Genomic DNA, 15,184 nt, shown 5'->3' on the forward strand with positions numbered 1-15,184 from the left:
GTCGGTGGACCCATACTGCGCGGGACCGGTGTCCCGGGGTCAGGGGCTTTGGACCCGCGCGCCGCCGCCGGCTACTGTGCCGCCTGGGGGAAAGCCTCCTGTTCCCGCGCCGGGCCCGGCGCCGCCGGCGGAACCAGCCCGGCGGCGGCGGAAGGTCTTGTACAGCCAGTCGGCGAGCAGGACGGCAGGGACGGCGGCCAGCGCCACCGCCAGGCCTCCCGGCGTCGGCGGAGCGTGGCCCAGCAGCGCCGCCAACGGCCCGAGGAACAGGAACACGCACAGCAGCCCCAGCTCGGCCAGCACGGCCCACAGCAGCAGCCTGTTGGTAAACCAGCCCAGCCGCCAGGGCGGGACGGTGGCACTGCGGCAGGCGAAGGCGTTCGCCAGCTGGGCCAGGACAACCGTGGTGAAGGCCGCGCCCGACGCCGCCAGGAGCACGTCGCTAGCCGGCAGCTCGGCGCCGGGCCGCCACCCCGCACCGAGCAGAACCACCGTATACGCCGTCATCTCCATCAGCGCCTCGACCGGTCCCAGCAGCCCAAACACCCGAAACATGAGGGCGCGGTCCATCAGGTGCCGGCGCTCGGGCGGCCGCTTCAGCGTCCCCTTGCTTGGCGCCTCGCTGCCCAGGGCCAGGGCGGGCAGCAGGTCGGTGCCGATGTCCAGGGCGAGGATCTGCAGCACGCCCAGCGCCAGTGGAAAGTGGCCGCCGGACAAGGCCCAGATAACGAAGGGCGTGAGCTCGGCGACGTTGTCCGTCAGGTGGTACGTCAGGAAGCGCCGGATGTTCGCGTAGGTGGCACGGCCCTGCTCCACCGCGGCCATGATCGTGGCGAAGTCGTCGTCCAGCAGCACGAGGTCGGCGGCCTCACGGGCGACGTCGGTGCCGCTGCGTCCCATCGCGACCCCGATGTCGGCCTGCTGCAGCGCCGGGCCGTCGTTGACGCCGTCGCCGGTCATGGCCAGGACATGCCCGCGGCCCTGCAGGAGCCGGGCCACGCGGAGCTTCTGTTCCGGCGTCACCCGGCTGACCACCACTCCGTCGCAGTCCAGCAGTGCGGCCAGGACGGCGTCATCGCCGGGCAGGTCCCCTCCCTGCAGCACGGTTTCCGTGGGGCCGAGCAGCCCCGTCTCCCGGGCGATGGCGGCGGCGGTGAAGGCGTGGTCGCCTGTCACCATCGCCACTTTGATTCCTGCGTCGCGGGCCGCTTGGAGTGCCACTTTCACCTCGGTCCGGGGCGGATCGTGCAGGCCCATCAGGCCCAGCAGCGTCAGCCCGGCCTCGACATCCTCCAGCTTGAACGCGGCGCCGGGCGGCCCGGGCAGGCTGCGCTGGGCGACGGCGAGTACCCGCAGGCCACGGGCGGCCATCTCGTCAACCATGTCCATTGCGCGGTTCGGGCCGGGATCAGAAGCCCCGCCTCCGGTGGCCAGACACAGCGGAATCACGGACTCCGGGGCCCCCTTCACGAAGAGGGCGGTGCCGACGATTGCCGACTCCCGCAGCCGGCGGGAGTCGAACGCGAACCGGTGCGACGGCGTCGGCCATTCCGGCTGCTCACCCGGAAGGGCGAGGCGGACGGCGAGCGCGTCGATGGCCGCCTCCATCGGGTCCCCCTCGGCTATCCAGCGGTCTTCGTGGAGGACGGCGCGCCCCACCGAGGCGGCGCGGGCAGCGACACTGAGCCGCCGGGCTTCTTGAAGGCCGCCGCCCGTCATCTCGGCTTCGGGGCCGTAGCCCTGGCCATTGATGGTCAGCAGCCCGGCCGGGGTCCAGACCTCGACGACGTTCATCCGGTTCTGCGTCAGGGTTCCGGTCTTGTCGGTGCAGATGAAGGTCGTGGAGCCGAGGGTCTCCACGGCTTGGAGGTTGCGCACGAGGGCGTTGCGCCTGGACATGCGCTGCGCGCCGACGGCCAGGGAGAGCGTGACGGTCGGCAGCAGGCCCTCGGGGACCAGCGCGACGGCCACCCCGATGGCGAACAGGAAGGCGTCGCGCCAGGAAATGCCAATCACGAGCGAGAGGACGAAGAACAGGGCGCCGATGCCCAGGGCCATGGTGGCGGTGATGCGGACGATTCTTTGCAGTTCCAGCGACAGCGGGCTGGTGGGGGCTTCGACTTTACCTGTCAGGGATGCGATCTCCGCGAGCCGGGTCTGGCCGCCCGTCACCGAGACCACGCCTTCGGCGTGCCCGTTGACCAGGAAGGTCCCGCCGAAGGCGGTGTCGCCGGGGGTTTTGGCGACTGCCTCGCTTTCGCCCGTGAGCATGGACTCGTCCACCTCGCAGCCGGTGGCCAGGGCCAGCCGGAGGTCCGCCGGAACGCGGTCGCCGGCCACCAGCACCACGACGTCGTCCGGCACCAGTTCGGTGGAGTGGACCTTGATGACGCGGCCGTCCCGGCGGACTGACACCATGGCCGGGAGCAGTTCGCGGAGCTTGGCGGCGGCATGCTGGGCCCGCTCCTGCTGGATGTAGGCGAACACCCCGTTGACCAGGATCACCGCCACGATGGCGATGCCCAGTTCCGGCATGCCGGCAATGATCGCGAAGAGGGCCGCCACCCAGAGCATGATCGCGAAGAAATGGGTCAGCTCAGCCAAGAGCCTCCGCCAGCCGGGGACCGGACGGGGCTCGGGCAGTTTGTTGACACCGAATTGCTTCAACCGCCGGGCAGCTTCGTCGGCGCTGAGTCCGGCGACGGCTGACAGCGAGTCCTGCCCCGGCCCGGGATTCACCCCCGCGCTCCGCCCCTCACGGGCACTGCAGACCGCCGGCCGCCGCCGTCGAAATCGCCGGACAGCTGCGGGATCGCCGGAACTTTCCGGCGGTGTGGCGCGGATCCGGCGAACTCGGGGGTAGGGGGCGGCGTCACGTGCGTTAGTCTTCGGCGGCGCTGATCCCGAACTCGCTCTTGAGCCGCACGCGGGCGCCGCGCTCAACCAGTGTGGGTATGTAGGTCCGGATCCGGCCTGCGTTCAGGGCATCGAATTCCTCGCCGACGATCCCGGCGATGTGCCTCCGCGGTACGTGCGGAAACCTGGCAGCCAGACGCTCGACAACCTGATCAATGCTGGGTTCTTTCGCATCGTCCGTCACTTCTTCAGTGTGGAGCGGCCTGGTCCCGGCGTCAATGAATCTTCAGCTGGCAGGCGGCAGCAGGTGGCCCAGGCTCCGCAGGTAGGTGCCAAAGCCGTGGGGCGCCCGGGCATGGGTCCGGCCGGAGGTCATGACCCTGATGCTGTCCGTCGCGGTGACCGTAAAGGCGCGGCTGCGGAGGCTGTGCACCAGGGTCCGGTCTTCTTCGGACGTGACCCGGGCGAACCCTCCGGCGGCAAGATAGGCGGAAGCCCGGACCCCGAAATTCGCGCCATAGATATGGGGGTGGTCCTCGCGGAAGGGGTGGCGTTCGTGCCAGCGCCGGAGCAGCTCAGGGTCCATCCCGGCGGGGTCGGGTTCCACGGAACCCAGCACGGCGTCGGCCCCGGCCTCGGCGAACTCCAGTTGGCGCACCAGCCAGTTCTCCGGCACCCGGGAATCGGCGTCGGTGTTGGCCAGCCAGGTCCGGCCGGCCCAGGGCGGCGGCGTCCAGCGCTGGCCGGGCGGCCGCCGCCGGGTCACGCCGATGCCGGAGGCCCGGACGCCAGCGGCCCGGCTGGCGCCGGCGCTGCGGTAGCTGACCTCCAATGCGCTGAAACGCGGGTCCGAGGCTGCGAAGCCGGCCATGACGGCGGCGGAACCGTCCGTGCAGCTGTCCAGCACCACCGTCACCCGGGTCTCGACGTCGGACCGGACCCTGCGCAGTGCGTCCGCGGACCGCTGAACGGCCTCCAACGCCAGTTCCAGGTGGTCTTCTTCGTTGTTTGCGGGCATGACGACGGCGACCCGGTCGATGCGGTGCCCGCGCGGCAACGGCAGCGCCGTCATCGGGGTCACCGCATCCGTTCCGGGCCGCCCAGGCCCGGCGCGGCACCCGGTACAGCGTCCGGGGCAAGGAACACCTCGAGCACAAAGTCGCGCTCCTGGTAGGTCCCGCCGCCGGCCCAGCCCAGGTGCCGCCGGGCCGCGGCATGGACCGCGTCGCCGTCGAGTTCCCAGCCGGAAATGGGGTGCCGCCAGTGGCACAGCGCGAGGGTCCCGCCAGGCATGAGCGAGCCTTGAATCCGGTCGAACAGTCCGGCGAGCTCTCCCGGCGAGAGGTAGTAGCCCACCTCTGAAACCACGATCAGGTCGAACGATCCGTCCGGCCACTCGTTCGGGACGGTCAGGTGTCGCGTCGTCGCCGCGGGCAGGTGCGAGAGCCGCCTGGCGGCACGGTCCAGGGCGGTGCCGCTGGCATCGACGGCGAGGAAGCTTCCGCACCGCGGCGCGAGTTCCACGCTCAGGGTCCCGATGGAGCAGCCGATCTCCAACCCGGACGTGTAGCTGCTGCCGGGCAGCGCGGCGAGCGTGAGGGTGCGTTTGCGCTGCTCGTACCAGCTCGAGGTGTACTGCCAGGGGTCCTCCTCCCGGGCGTGGACGGCATCGAACATGCGCTCCGCGTCGCCCGCGGCGAAGGGCCGCCGGGACCCGCCATCCGCCCCGCCATCGCCCGGGCCATCCGCCGGGACGACCGCGGGGTGCCAGGCAAACGTCTCCCAGGTCCGCTCAAAGTGTGTCAGGAAGGCCGGAGGCAGGAGCACCTCGTCGCCCGGCAGCCCGGAGAGCGGGCGCACCTGGGACACATGTGCCGCCATCGCGGCGGCCTTGGCCTCAAGCTCTGCCGGGCGCAGCGGCAGCCGGAACCAGCCGCGCCATGCCCCGCCGTCCGGGTCGCCGGGTCCGGTCAGGCCGGCCGCCCCGGCCGGGCCGCCGCCGGCGTCCGGCGCGCCTGGTGCCGCCCATAACCAGTACCAGATGGGGTATTCGAGGAGGGCGTGGCCCGCCGCGGCGCTGAGCCCGGCGGCAACGGATCCGAGGACGTCGTGGTCGGTGTGTCCATCGGAGCGGTAGGGCGCCACGAGAACCACCTCGTCGGCGGCGCGACCGCACACGGCCGTTGCCTCCCGGACCGCGTCCCGGACGGCGGCCCGGATCTCTTCCCGGTGCCCGGCGAGGTGACCGTCGGGCAGGCCCAGGCACTGCCACGCCACGTTCCCGGCCCCGTTCCCGGCTCCGGAAAGGCGTTTCAGGGCGTCGCCGAACTCCTGCAGCCGGACCGCGGCGAGCTGTTCCGGCGTCGTCGTTGGCGAGCCGGGGTGGGATCCTTCCCCCGCCGTGCACAGCAGCACGCGGACCGTGGCGCCGACGGCGTGCAGCCGGGCCAGCAGCCCGCCAGCCCCGAGCGATTCGTCGTCCGGGTGCGCGGCCAGGACAATGAAGGCCCGGCCGGCGAGCGCCGCGTCATCCAGCGGCAGGTCCGGCAGCCTGGCGGCGGGGCTGCCGGCCCAGGCGGCCTCGGACGTCCCGGCGTCGTTGTGTGTGAAAGTCACCATGGGTTGCTTTCGGCCAGTGCCAGGGCGCCCAGCTGCGCGTCGTCGCGCATCGCGTGGTGCTGGCGGATGTACATGGCGAGATCGGCCATCCGTTTTCCGTAGCGCTCGTCAAAGGCGAGGGGGGCCGGACCGAGATTTTGGCTCACGAGCGTCTGGACGCGTTCGACGGCGGCGGCCACGCTGCCGCGCACACGCAGGGCTTCCTGCCACGCACCGCGGTCCGAGAGTTCGCCTGCGTCGATCCTTGCGGCCGTGCCGGCCAGGTAGGCGGTGAGGGCGGCAAGCGTTCGGTCAATCTCGCCGAGGTGGGCCAGCGCAATCTGGTCCGGTTCCCGTCCGCCGTCGGCGGCGTGCCGCAGGGAGTCGGCGAAGCTGCGCGCCACGGCGACGGCGCCGCCGAGCCAGCAGGCGGCCACGCCCATGCCGCCCCACGCGAAACCAGGGCGCTGGTAATACCAGCCGGCGCCGCCGAGGGGCACGGCGGGAACGGCCTCGAAGTGGACTGTGCCGCTGGGAATCTCGCGCAGTCCCAGGCTGGTCCACTCCGGATTCGCGAAGCCCACGCCGTTCGCGTGGAGGTCGACGGCGAAGGCGGCCCGGCCTCCGGCCTCCAGATGGGCCGTCAGCACGGCATGGTCCAGTTGGGCGGCGAGCGAGCACCAGGGCTTGGATCCCTGCAGGATCCAGCCGTCTGCGGATTCCTTGGCTTCAAGCCGCAGGCCGGGCGCCTCGGCGGCGAACACACCCCAGGCCCCCTCGAAGTTGGCATCGTCGGGGTCCGGGCAGTCCCGGCCGTGCCGTGCCGCCTCGTCGCCGGCCTGGGCCAGGATCGCCACGGCGTCCAGGTGGGGTTCCAGCACCCGTCCGGCGGCGACATCGACGGCGGTTACGGAGGCCAGAATCTCCCACAGGAACGCGGTCCGGCCGTCCCCGGGTTTGGGCGCCGCCGCCGCGGCCGCCTTGGCCAGCTCCAGCAGCCCCGGGACATCGCGGACGGCGTCCTGCGCCTCGGACAGCAGGGGGCTGATCGTCTCCAGGTCTGCGGCCGCGGAGCTGATCCGGACGGGTAGGGGGTGGTCGGAGATGGGGATCCCGTTCATTTCGGCTGCCTGTGTTCCTTCGGGCTGGGCGGATTCGGGCTGGGCGGATGCGGGCTGGGCCCGGCCACGTGGCTGAAGTCCTGCGCGTCCGCGGCCGCGCCGCCATCACTGGCGCCGTCGACAAGTAATCTAAGCATACTTAGCACTTGGGGGTGGCCGGGGCTTCACGGGGTCGGCTGCCACCGGCGCGTTCGCCCCGGCGGACAGTCTCTTGCGCCTAGCGGACGATCGCGAGGGCGAAGCCGTCCCAGCCTTTCGAACCCACGGTCTGGATCACGGTGCCGTCCAGCCGCGGGTCATCGCCCATCATCTGGAGGGTGCTGATGATTCCGGGGGCGTTGACCGGGTCCATCGACGCGTCCAGCACCGCACCCTCCCACACGACGTTGTCCACCACGATGGTGGTGCCGGGCCGGCTAAGCCGGATGGCCCAGTCCAGGTAGTGCGGGTTGTTTTCCTTGTCGGCATCGATGAACACGAAATCGAAGGGCGGCCCGGCCTCGCTTTCCAGCTCGGGCAGGGTGTCCAGCGCCGCGCCGACCCGGATGTCCACCTTGTGGCCCAGGCCGGCGTCGTCAACGTTGGTCCGCGCGACGCGGGCGTGCAGGGGGAGGTATTCGCAGGTGACCAGCCGGCCGTCGTCGGGCAGTCCCTGGGCCATCCAGATGGTGCTGAAGCCGGCCAGCGTGCCGATCTCCAGGACGCGGCGGGCACCGGAGAGCTGGACCAGCAGTTTCAGGAGTTTGCCGGCGTTGGGGGCCACTTCGATGGCCGGCATGCCTGCCTCAAGTGCGCTGGTCACGGCGCGCTTCAGTGAACGGTCCGGGCGGACCACCGCGTCGGAGAGGAAGTTCTCGACGGCGACCCAGCCGGGGGCGGACTGATGCTCGATCATGCCCCCAGTGTTCCAGCCGTCCGCGCCCGGCGGTACCCCCGCGGGCGCGCTTTTCCCGCCCGGATTTCGGCGTGCGGCCCGACTCAGTCCACCTAGTTTCCCGGCCGGGTTGGAATCTGCGGGCCGGTCCCGCCGGCGCCCTGCCCGTCGATGGCGTTTTCCAGCCGTTCCACCTTGCCGGTCAGCTCGCCGCTGTAGCCCGGCCGGATGTCCGCCTTGAGGACCAGCGAGACGCGCGAACCGTAGGCGCCCACCGCGTCCGTGGCCCGCTTGACGACGTCCATGACCTGGTCCCACTCGCCCTCGATCTCGGTGAACATGGAACTCGTCCGGTTGGGCAGGCCCGACTCCCGGACGATCCGCACCGCGGCCGCGACGGCGTCGTGGACCGACGCGTCGCCGGGCGCTTGCCCGTTGGCGGGGTCACCGGAGGGTGCTACGGAGAATGCGACCAGCATGTGGTGGTTCCCTTCACTCAGTCAGGACACCGGGGGCGAAAACTTCCGGGCTGTCCGGCACCAGTCTTTCACGCGATTCCAGCCCGGCAGCGGCCGGGCGCACCTCCGCCACCGTCATATAAGTCACTACCCGCCGGTAACAGGTTCGCGCACCCTTCGCGTTGCTACCCTAGGCAAATGAACCGGGCAGTAGACCGCAGGCCGCTCCGCGCAGATGCCGCGCGCAACGTGGACAAAATCATCGCCGCGGCCCGCCAGTGCTTCCGCGAGCACGGCCCCGAGGTGCCGCTGCAGACCATTGCCGTCACCGCCGGAGTGGGTCCCGCCACCCTTTTCCGGAATTTCGCCGACAAGGAAGAGCTGGTGCTCGCTGCCCTGAACCAGCAGCTCCGGCTGCAGGTGGACCCGGCCATCGATGAGGCCCTGGCCGATCCTGACGCCGCCGCAGGGCTCTTTCGGGTCATCGATGCCACGATGCATGTCGCCAGCGAAGAGGCCAACCTGCTGGGAGCTGTCGCGGGCCGGCGCGGGCTGCTGACCGGGATTACGGGTGGCCTGATTGAATCCATCGCCGTGCTGCTGGGCCGGGGCCAGGGGCAGGGCACCCTGCGCAGCGATATTTCCATGACGGACATGATCCGCCTGCTGGCCATGCTGATCGGCGTCGTGGACACCATGGAGCCGGGCTCCGACGCGTGGCGCCGGCCCGTGGCGCTGGTTGAGGACGCCATCCGGACGGAGCGGCCGGACCGGGCGTTGCCGCCGCAGGCCCCGCTGACGGGCACCGCGTTCGACGCCGTTCTCGGCTAGCACCCATAAGCGCCGGATCCTGCAGGTGCCCCGACAGTCCGGTGCCCGGCGCTAGTCTTCGGCCGGCTTTTCCTTGGCTTCGAGAAGGTGTTGCTGAAGCTTCTCTTCGGCTTCCCGACGGCGGCGGGACATTTCGCGCATTTCCCGGGTGGACTCAGCCCCGCCGGAAACATACGGCTCGTGCTGCTTGGTGCGCTGATCCTTGCGCGGCTCCGCGGCCTGCTGCTCCGCGGCTTGCTCGTCGGCAGCCTCCCGGCCGGCAGCCGGCAGCTCGCCGTCGTGTTCAGTCATGTTCGAATGCTCCCATGGGATCCCGGCACCAAGTAGGGACTAAAGACCGTTCCGGCGGCACCCACAGCCCATCCGCGCTCCAGCGCGGTCAGGCGTTCCACTGGCGGGTCAGTCCCAGCCGAGCAGCCGGAGCCCGGCGGCCGCGGCCGCGCCGGCGATCACCACCACCAGGAACGGCGCACGCAACCACAAGGCGATGCCCGCCGCCGCCAATGCGCCCAGCCGGGCGTCCAGGACGAGCGACTGGCCGGAGGCGACAGCATTGACCACCGTCAGGGACGCCAGCAGCCCGATTGTCATGGTCCCGGCAATCCTGGACATCCGCGGGTTGCGGAGCAGGCTGGCCGGCACCAGGTAACCGAGCAGCTTCCAGGCGTAGGCGAGCAGGCAGGAGAGCAGCAGCCACATCCAAAGAGTCATGCGTCGTCTCCGAGGCGGTCACCGCGGGATTCGCGGGCCGGGTCGTGGCGGTGGTGCACGTGGTCCTCCGCGTACGGATCGACGTCCGGTTCCAGGCCCTCATCGCTGCGGCCGTGGCTGAACCAGCCGATCCCTGCCGCGACCACGGCGGCGACGAGGATCGGCACTCCCGGGGGCACGAACGGCACGGCCAGCACGGTGGCCAGCGCGCAGACCACCGCGATGGCCACAGGTTCCCTGCCTTTCAGCCGCGGCCAGAGCAGGCCCAGGAAGGCCGCCACGGCGGCGCCGTCCAGTCCCCACTGTTTGGGATCCCCGAGCGCCCCGCCGGCCAGTGCGCCGAGGGCGGTGAACAGGTTCCAGAGGACAAAGACGCCGATTCCGGCGGTCCAGAAGCCGCGTTTCTGCTCGTCGGGGTCCGTCTGCCCTGTGCTGGTGGCGGTGGACTCGTCGATGGTCAGCTGGGCCGCGGCAAACTTCCGCCACCCGCGCGGCTGCAGGAGGGCATTGATCTGCATGCCGTAGATGCCGTTGCGCATGCCCAGCAGCGTCGCGGCGCCCATCGCTGCGACGCCGGACCCGCCTCCGGCCACCACACCGATGAAGGCGAACTGCGAGCCGCCGCTGAACAGCAGCAGGCTCAGTGCCATGGTCTGCCAGAAATCCAGGCCCGAGGTTACGGACAGCGCGCCGAAGGAGACGCCGTAGAGACCGGTGGCGATGCTGATCGACAAACCGATCCGCACCGCCGGTGACTGCAGGATTTTCACGGGCGCCGGTTCCGCCGCGTCAAAGTCCAGGCCCATGCGATGAGGGGCGCCTGGAGCGGGAGCCGCAGGGTGTGCACGCGTCGCCGGCGCGGCGAGCCCTCCGGCCCGTAGGCTTTGCGCAGGGCATCCACGTGGCCGGCGAGGAAGGCGGCGAACATCGCCGTGACGCAGCCCGCGGCGGCCCTCCGGGTGGCCGGGACCAGGAGCCCGACGGCGGCGGCGGCTTCCAGCAGCCCGCTCACTGCCACCCATTCCTCACGGGACAGGACGGCCAGGGGCCCGTTCGGCTGCTCGCCGGAGTCGTCCCGGCACAGGAAGTCAGGTACCACCGGGTGGAAAAATTCAGGCTCGCGGAAGTGCTTGGCGGCACTGGTGAGCAGCAGCGCGCTCATCGCTGCCGCGGACAGCGTCTGGAGGTCCGGGACGGGCCGGCGAAATGGCATGCAACAACTCAACCACAGCGGCCACGCGGGCCGTAATCCGCCCGGGACTCGGGGGATGTGAAGATGTCAGCCCAGGATCCGTGGAGCAGCCAGACGGCTACCGTGGGGGCCGGCTGTCCGCCATGAGCTGGGAGAGGACCTGGGCGGGCCAGTTGGTGGTGATCTCCTGGATCCCGAGTTTCCGGCACCGTTCGACGTCGTCCTCGGTGTCGACCGTCCACACCCGGCACCGCAGCCCCGAGGCGAGCCAGCGCTGAACGGCCGGGGCGTGCGTGCGGACGTACCCGATGCCGGGGCCGGCAATGCCCGCCCCGGCCGCCGCCAGGATCCGTTCCCCCTCAGCCTGGGCGGCCTTCATCACGTTGGCCAGCGCCCCGCCGGTCAGGGCACCGAGGCCCAGTTCCTCCCGGATGTCCGCCACATTGACGTCATCCACGAGCTGGCAGACAGCCGCGGCCGGTACGGACTCCAGGAGGTGTTTTACGGAGTCGGGGCTAAAGCTCATAAAGGAAACCGTGATGTTCTCCAGCATCGACGTCCGCGGATCCCAGCCCTGGGACCTCAGGACCTCCAGGGCCCGGTCCTCGAGTCTGAGCTGGTACGGGCTCGGGTGTTTGAACTCGATCGCCAGCCCGATCCCGCGGCCGGCCGCGCGCAGGATGTCGAGCAGGTCCGGCAGGGTCAGGAACTGCCCGGACTTGGCACCGTAGGCCTCCGGGATCCGGGCTCCCTTCCAGGAGGAGAAGTCCAGTTCCTGGAGTTCTTGCAGCGTCCGGTCGGCCACCTGGCCGGTGCCGTCCGAGGTGCGGTCCAGGGTGGCGTCGTGCAGGAGCACCACGTGCTGGTCCCGGGTCAGGTGGACATCGCATTCCACGCCGTCGGCGCCGTCGGCGATGGCCTGCAGGTACGCGGCCCGGGTGTGCTCGGCGAAGGTTCCGCTGGCGCCGCGGTGGGCATAGACCAAAGGCCGGGCGGCGGCAGGCTCATCAGTGGTCATGGTGCCACGTTAGCGGACCGTCCGTTTCCGTGGCGGGCTAGGCTGGGCTCATGCAGGTGAATACTGAGTCGACTTCCCTGACCGGCGCCGCGGGACGTCCGGGCGGCGCCCGGCCGGGCGGTCCCCCCGGGCAGCGTTCCGCTGCCTCCAGCGACGTCGAGAAGGCCGCGGCGCTGCGCCGGATGAAGCTCCTCGCCCTCTCGCTGCTGGCCGTCATGGCGGTGATCTTCATCGCCGCGTTCGCCCTGCAGAAGCAGTATCCGGGGCTCGAATACGTCCGCGCCGCGGCCGAGGGCGGCATGGTCGGGGCCCTCGCGGACTGGTTCGCCGTCACGGCCCTGTTCAAGTACCCCATGGGCATCAAGATCCCGCACACCGCGATCATCCCCCGCCGCAAGGACCAGATCGGCGCCTCGCTGGGCGAATTCGTGGAAACCAATTTCCTCTCCGAACAGGTGGTCCAGGAGAAGCTGGCGTCCGCAGACATTGCGCGCAAGGCCGGCGCCTGGCTGTCCAGCCCCGGCGGCCCGGACCGGGTCGCCAAGGAGGGTGCCGCCGTCATCCGCGGCGCGTTCAAGGTCCTCAACGACGACGACGTCCAGGCCGTGATCGAGTCCATGGTCCGCAAGCACCTGCTCACCCCGCCGTGGGGGCCGCCGGTGGGCCGCCTCGCCGAGCGGATCTTCGACGACGGGCACCACCATGCGCTGGTGGACCTGCTGGTGGACCGCACCGTGGACTGGGTGCGGGACAACCAGGAGACGGTCAACAGGCTGGTCACCGACCGGTCCCCGACGTGGGTGCCCTCGTTCGTGGACGGGCTGGTGGGCGACAAGGTGTACGTGGAGATCCTCAAGTTCACCCGCGCCGTGCAGTCCGACCCGCACCACCAGGTCCGCCTCTCGATCGACAAGTACCTCAAGGAACTCGCGCAGGACCTGCAGCATGATCCTGTCATGATCGCCCGCGCCGAGGGCATCAAGGCCCAAGTGCTCGGCGACCCGGAGGTCCGCGAGCTCGCCTCCCGCACCTGGGAGACCATCAAGACGGCCCTGCTCACCGCCGTCGATGACCCGCACAGCGAACTGACCGTCAAGTTCAAGGCGGCCGTGCATGACTTCGGCACCCGGCTGCTGGTCGATCCCGAGCTCGCCGGCAAGGTGAACGCCTGGATCGGCGACGCGGCCGGCTACCTCGTGAAGACCTACCGCTCGGACATCGCGGGGGTCATCACGGACACCGTGGCCCGCTGGGATGCCGAAGAGACGTCGCAGAAGATCGAACTGCAGGTCGGCAGGGACCTGCAGTTCATCCGGATCAACGGCACGGTGGTGGGCGCACTGGCCGGGCTGGCCATCTTTACGCTGGCCACCCTGCTGTTCGGCTAGCTGGGCCCCGCTCCGCGGTACGGGCTAGGCGGCCGCGACCTTGGCCTTGGTCCGGCCGTGCATGGCGAAGATGGTGAAGGCCAGCGCCGCGAGCGCGGTCACGACGAGCAGCAGCAGCCCGATCGCGTAGCTGTGCGCCGCGGCGTCATAGGTGGCGCCCATGATCAGCGGCGGGAAGTAGCCGCCCAGGCCGCCGGCCGCGCTGACCACCCCGCTGATGCTGCCGACCTTGCCCTCCGGCGCGAGGACCCCCACCCAGGCGAATACCCCGCCCGTGCCCAGGCCCAGCGCCGCCGCCATGGCGACGAACGTCAGGCCGGCGGGGACGTCGCCGTCGGGTTGCAGGTTCACCACCCAGGCAAGGACGGCGACGCCGGCGAGGGCAGCGATCACCACTGGCTTGGGACCGATCTTGTCGGCGAGTACGCCGCCCACCGGCCGCGCCAGCACGGCGGCGAGCGCAAACCCCGCGGTACGGGCGCCGGCCGCGCTGGGATCGAAGCTGTACACATCCCGGAGGTACGTGGGCAGATACGTGGCGAAGGAAACGAAGCCACCGAAGAGGACTGCGTAGAGGAAGCACAGCTTCCACGTGACCGGGGTCTTCGCGGCGTCGATCAGCTTGGGCATCACGGGCGCGTTGCTGCGGGTCCAGCCCGGCGCCTCCTTCAATCGGAACCAGATGATGGCGGCCATGACCGCCAGAATCGCGGCGATCAGCAGGTGGGTGGGAACGTAGCCGATGGCGGCGACAAGCCGGGGGTTCAGGAAAGCGGCCAGGGCCGTTCCGCCCATGCCCGCGCCGAAGACGCCGGTGGCGAAACCCCGCCGGGCGGGCTCGTACCAAGCGCTGACAAAGGGGATCCCGACGGCGAAGACGGTTCCGGCGACCCCCAGCAGCACGCCGGCAGCCAGCACCAGGGCGAAGGAGTCGAGGCTGCCGCCGACGGCCACCAGCAGGATCGGGACGATGGAGGCCAGCAGGACAAAAGTGAACATGGCGCGGCCGCCGTACTTGTCCGTCAAGGCGCCGACGACGATCCGCCCCAGCGAGCCGACGAAGACGGGCATGGCCACGAGCACACCGGTGGTGGCCGGATTGAGGTGCAGATGCTGGGTGTAGAACGCGCTCAGCGTGGCGATGGAGTTCCAGGCCCAGAAGCACACCACGGAGGTCGAGGTGGCGAGCGTCAGATTGAGCGCCCGGCCCGCAGGGGCGGCGACGGGCGGGGACACTGCTCCGGCCACGGCGGTCTCCTTCCCGGTTCAGCAAAGCGGTTCAGCAAAGCGGTTCAGCAAAGCAGCTTCAGCGATGGCACCGGGTCACCGGTTCCTGGTGTCCCGGTCCCGGGTTCCGACGGCGGACCAGCCCCGCCGGGCGCCGGCCGTGGAGCTCCGGGCGCCGGCGGCGTCCCGGTCCCGGGAGCGGTAGACGATGTAGGGGCGGAAGAGGTAGTGGAACGGGGCCGTGAAGGCGTGGACCAGGCGCGTGAACGGCCAGATCACGAACAGCGCCATGCCTACCAGGGTGTGCAGGTGGAAGGAGAACGGCGCCGCGGCCATCGCCGCGATGTCGGGCTGGAAGATGAACAGCGAGCGGAACCACGGGGCCACGGTCTCGCGGTAATTGTGCCCGTGCTCGCCCTCGAAAACACTCGCCAAGGTGGTCCACAGCCCGAACACGATGGCCGCGGTGAGCACCACGTACATGGTCTTGTCATTGCCGGTGGTGGCCATGAAGACCGGCCCGGTGGTCCGGCGGCGGTAGATCAGCAGGAGGATCCCGCCCAGGGTTCCGACCCCGGCGATCCCGCCGACCAGCAGGGCGTTGAAATGGTAGAACTCCTGGCTCATCCCGGCCGCCTGGGTCCACGCCATCGGAATGACCAGGCCGAAGAAGTGACCGGCGATCACGGCGAGCAGGCCAAAGTGAAACAACGGGGACGCAATCCTCAACAGCCTGGACTCATAGAGCTGGGAAGACCTCGTGGTCCAGCCGAACTGGTCGTACTTGTAGCGCCAGAGAAGTCCGCCGACCAAAACCACCACCATGACGTACGGCAGCACGCCCCACAGCACGATGTCCAGTGCGGTGAGTCCGACGGCGGATCCGGGTTCCGCTTCGAATGCCAGCATG

16 protein-coding genes are annotated in these 15,184 nt (G+C 70.4%); 2 read left to right on the forward strand and 14 right to left on the reverse strand.

All coding sequences use genetic code 11. From position 1 onward, the window contains the following. Window positions 1-39: 39 nt before the first annotated feature. The 7 genes from AC1DKN_RS00370 to AC1DKN_RS00400 all read right to left on the reverse strand — a co-directional run bounded on the left by AC1DKN_RS00370 (window position 40) and on the right by AC1DKN_RS00400 (window position 7,928). Window positions 40-2,739: a cation-translocating P-type ATPase gene (locus tag AC1DKN_RS00370; RefSeq protein WP_476870166.1), complete on the reverse strand. Its 2,700-nt coding sequence runs from the start codon at window positions 2,737-2,739 to the stop codon at window positions 40-42. A gap of 142 nt (window positions 2,740-2,881) precedes the next feature. Then, on the reverse strand, window positions 2,882-3,100 hold the full coding sequence (locus tag AC1DKN_RS00375) for a three-helix bundle dimerization domain-containing protein (protein WP_079552243.1): 219 nt from the start codon (window positions 3,098-3,100) through the stop codon (window positions 2,882-2,884). 42 nt (window positions 3,101-3,142) lie between these two features. After that, on the reverse strand, window positions 3,143-3,928 hold the full coding sequence (locus AC1DKN_RS00380) for a glycosyltransferase family 2 protein (RefSeq protein WP_476870337.1): 786 nt from the start codon (window positions 3,926-3,928) through the stop codon (window positions 3,143-3,145). Between the two features lie 5 nt (window positions 3,929-3,933). Then, window positions 3,934-5,475, reverse strand: a complete 1,542-nt coding sequence (locus AC1DKN_RS00385) for a PIG-L family deacetylase (protein WP_476870167.1) — start codon at window positions 5,473-5,475, stop codon at window positions 3,934-3,936. After that, window positions 5,469-6,575 carry an acyl-CoA dehydrogenase family protein gene (locus tag AC1DKN_RS00390; RefSeq protein ID WP_476870168.1) on the reverse strand — a complete coding sequence of 369 codons (1,107 nt, stop codon included), beginning with the start codon at window positions 6,573-6,575 and terminating at the stop codon, window positions 5,469-5,471. Before AC1DKN_RS00390 ends, AC1DKN_RS00385 begins: the two co-directional genes overlap by 7 nt. Window positions 6,576-6,792: 217 nt before the next feature. Continuing rightward, window positions 6,793-7,470 (reverse strand): O-methyltransferase, encoded by a 678-nt coding sequence (locus tag AC1DKN_RS00395; RefSeq protein WP_476870169.1) that lies wholly within the window; start codon window positions 7,468-7,470, stop codon window positions 6,793-6,795. Window positions 7,471-7,562: 92 nt separating this feature from the next. Then, complete coding sequence (locus AC1DKN_RS00400) at window positions 7,563-7,928, reverse strand: thiamine-binding protein (RefSeq protein ID WP_476870170.1); 366 nt, start codon at window positions 7,926-7,928, stop codon at window positions 7,563-7,565. A gap of 177 nt (window positions 7,929-8,105) precedes the next feature. On the opposite strand from AC1DKN_RS00400, the gene AC1DKN_RS00405 reads away from it, so the two are divergent. After that, a complete protein-coding gene (locus AC1DKN_RS00405) occupies window positions 8,106-8,738 on the forward strand; it encodes a TetR/AcrR family transcriptional regulator (protein WP_028275272.1) in 633 nt (210 codons plus the stop codon). Between the two features lie 51 nt (window positions 8,739-8,789). On the opposite strand, the gene AC1DKN_RS00410 is transcribed toward AC1DKN_RS00405, so the two are convergent. The 5 genes from AC1DKN_RS00410 to AC1DKN_RS00430 form a co-directional block, all read right to left on the reverse strand. After that, window positions 8,790-9,029: a hypothetical protein gene (locus AC1DKN_RS00410; protein WP_223914633.1), complete on the reverse strand. Its 240-nt coding sequence runs from the start codon at window positions 9,027-9,029 to the stop codon at window positions 8,790-8,792. A gap of 108 nt (window positions 9,030-9,137) precedes the next feature. Continuing rightward, window positions 9,138-9,449: an AzlD domain-containing protein gene (locus AC1DKN_RS00415; protein ID WP_476849852.1), complete on the reverse strand. Its 312-nt coding sequence runs from the start codon at window positions 9,447-9,449 to the stop codon at window positions 9,138-9,140. Further along, window positions 9,446-10,255: an AzlC family ABC transporter permease gene (locus AC1DKN_RS00420; protein ID WP_476870171.1), complete on the reverse strand. Its 810-nt coding sequence runs from the start codon at window positions 10,253-10,255 to the stop codon at window positions 9,446-9,448. Before AC1DKN_RS00420 ends, AC1DKN_RS00415 begins: the two co-directional genes overlap by 4 nt. Next, window positions 10,216-10,662: a DoxX family protein gene (locus AC1DKN_RS00425; protein ID WP_230008480.1), complete on the reverse strand. Its 447-nt coding sequence runs from the start codon at window positions 10,660-10,662 to the stop codon at window positions 10,216-10,218. Before AC1DKN_RS00425 ends, AC1DKN_RS00420 begins: the two co-directional genes overlap by 40 nt. A gap of 97 nt (window positions 10,663-10,759) precedes the next feature. Beyond that, window positions 10,760-11,659, reverse strand: coding sequence for a glycerophosphodiester phosphodiesterase (locus AC1DKN_RS00430; protein ID WP_476870172.1), 900 nt, complete (start codon window positions 11,657-11,659; stop codon window positions 10,760-10,762). Window positions 11,660-11,709: 50 nt separating this feature from the next. Between AC1DKN_RS00430 and AC1DKN_RS00435 the strand changes: the two genes are divergently transcribed. Then, on the forward strand, window positions 11,710-13,047 hold the full coding sequence (locus AC1DKN_RS00435) for a DUF445 domain-containing protein (protein ID WP_476870173.1): 1,338 nt from the start codon (window positions 11,710-11,712) through the stop codon (window positions 13,045-13,047). A gap of 24 nt (window positions 13,048-13,071) precedes the next feature. Here AC1DKN_RS00435 and AC1DKN_RS00440 read toward each other — a convergent pair whose 3' ends face one another. Continuing rightward, window positions 13,072-14,295, reverse strand: coding sequence for an MFS transporter (locus tag AC1DKN_RS00440; protein ID WP_476849857.1), 1,224 nt, complete (start codon window positions 14,293-14,295; stop codon window positions 13,072-13,074). Window positions 14,296-14,370: 75 nt separating this feature from the next. Beyond that, window positions 14,371-15,183: a respiratory nitrate reductase subunit gamma gene (gene narI / locus AC1DKN_RS00445; RefSeq protein ID WP_476849858.1), complete on the reverse strand. Its 813-nt coding sequence runs from the start codon at window positions 15,181-15,183 to the stop codon at window positions 14,371-14,373. Window position 15,184: the final 1 nt, after the last annotated feature.

This window comes from Arthrobacter sp. 01N444, assembly GCF_056399305.1.

Excerpts from the sequence above, each read along its gene's own strand:
- AC1DKN_RS00380 (WP_476870337.1), bottom strand. The coding sequence starts at position 3,928 with ATGACGGCGCTGCCGTTGCCGCGCGGGCACCGCATCGACCGGGTCGCC.
- AC1DKN_RS00385 (WP_476870167.1), bottom strand. The coding sequence starts at position 5,475 with ATGGTGACTTTCACACACAACGACGCCGGGACGTCCGAGGCCGCCTGG.
- AC1DKN_RS00390 (WP_476870168.1), bottom strand. The coding sequence starts at position 6,575 with ATGAACGGGATCCCCATCTCCGACCACCCCCTACCCGTCCGGATCAGC.
- AC1DKN_RS00395 (WP_476870169.1), bottom strand. The coding sequence starts at position 7,470 with ATGATCGAGCATCAGTCCGCCCCCGGCTGGGTCGCCGTCGAGAACTTC.
- AC1DKN_RS00400 (WP_476870170.1), bottom strand. The coding sequence starts at position 7,928 with ATGCTGGTCGCATTCTCCGTAGCACCCTCCGGTGACCCCGCCAACGGG.
- AC1DKN_RS00405 (WP_028275272.1), top strand. The coding sequence starts at position 8,106 with ATGAACCGGGCAGTAGACCGCAGGCCGCTCCGCGCAGATGCCGCGCGC.
- AC1DKN_RS00410 (WP_223914633.1), bottom strand. The coding sequence starts at position 9,029 with ATGACTGAACACGACGGCGAGCTGCCGGCTGCCGGCCGGGAGGCTGCC.
- AC1DKN_RS00415 (WP_476849852.1), bottom strand. The coding sequence starts at position 9,449 with ATGACTCTTTGGATGTGGCTGCTGCTCTCCTGCCTGCTCGCCTACGCC.
- AC1DKN_RS00420 (WP_476870171.1), bottom strand. The coding sequence starts at position 10,255 with ATGGGCCTGGACTTTGACGCGGCGGAACCGGCGCCCGTGAAAATCCTG.
- AC1DKN_RS00425 (WP_230008480.1), bottom strand. The coding sequence starts at position 10,662 with ATGCCATTTCGCCGGCCCGTCCCGGACCTCCAGACGCTGTCCGCGGCA.
- AC1DKN_RS00430 (WP_476870172.1), bottom strand. The coding sequence starts at position 11,659 with ATGACCACTGATGAGCCTGCCGCCGCCCGGCCTTTGGTCTATGCCCAC.
- AC1DKN_RS00435 (WP_476870173.1), top strand. The coding sequence starts at position 11,710 with ATGCAGGTGAATACTGAGTCGACTTCCCTGACCGGCGCCGCGGGACGT.
- narI (WP_476849858.1), bottom strand. The coding sequence starts at position 15,183 with ATGCTGGCATTCGAAGCGGAACCCGGATCCGCCGTCGGACTCACCGCA.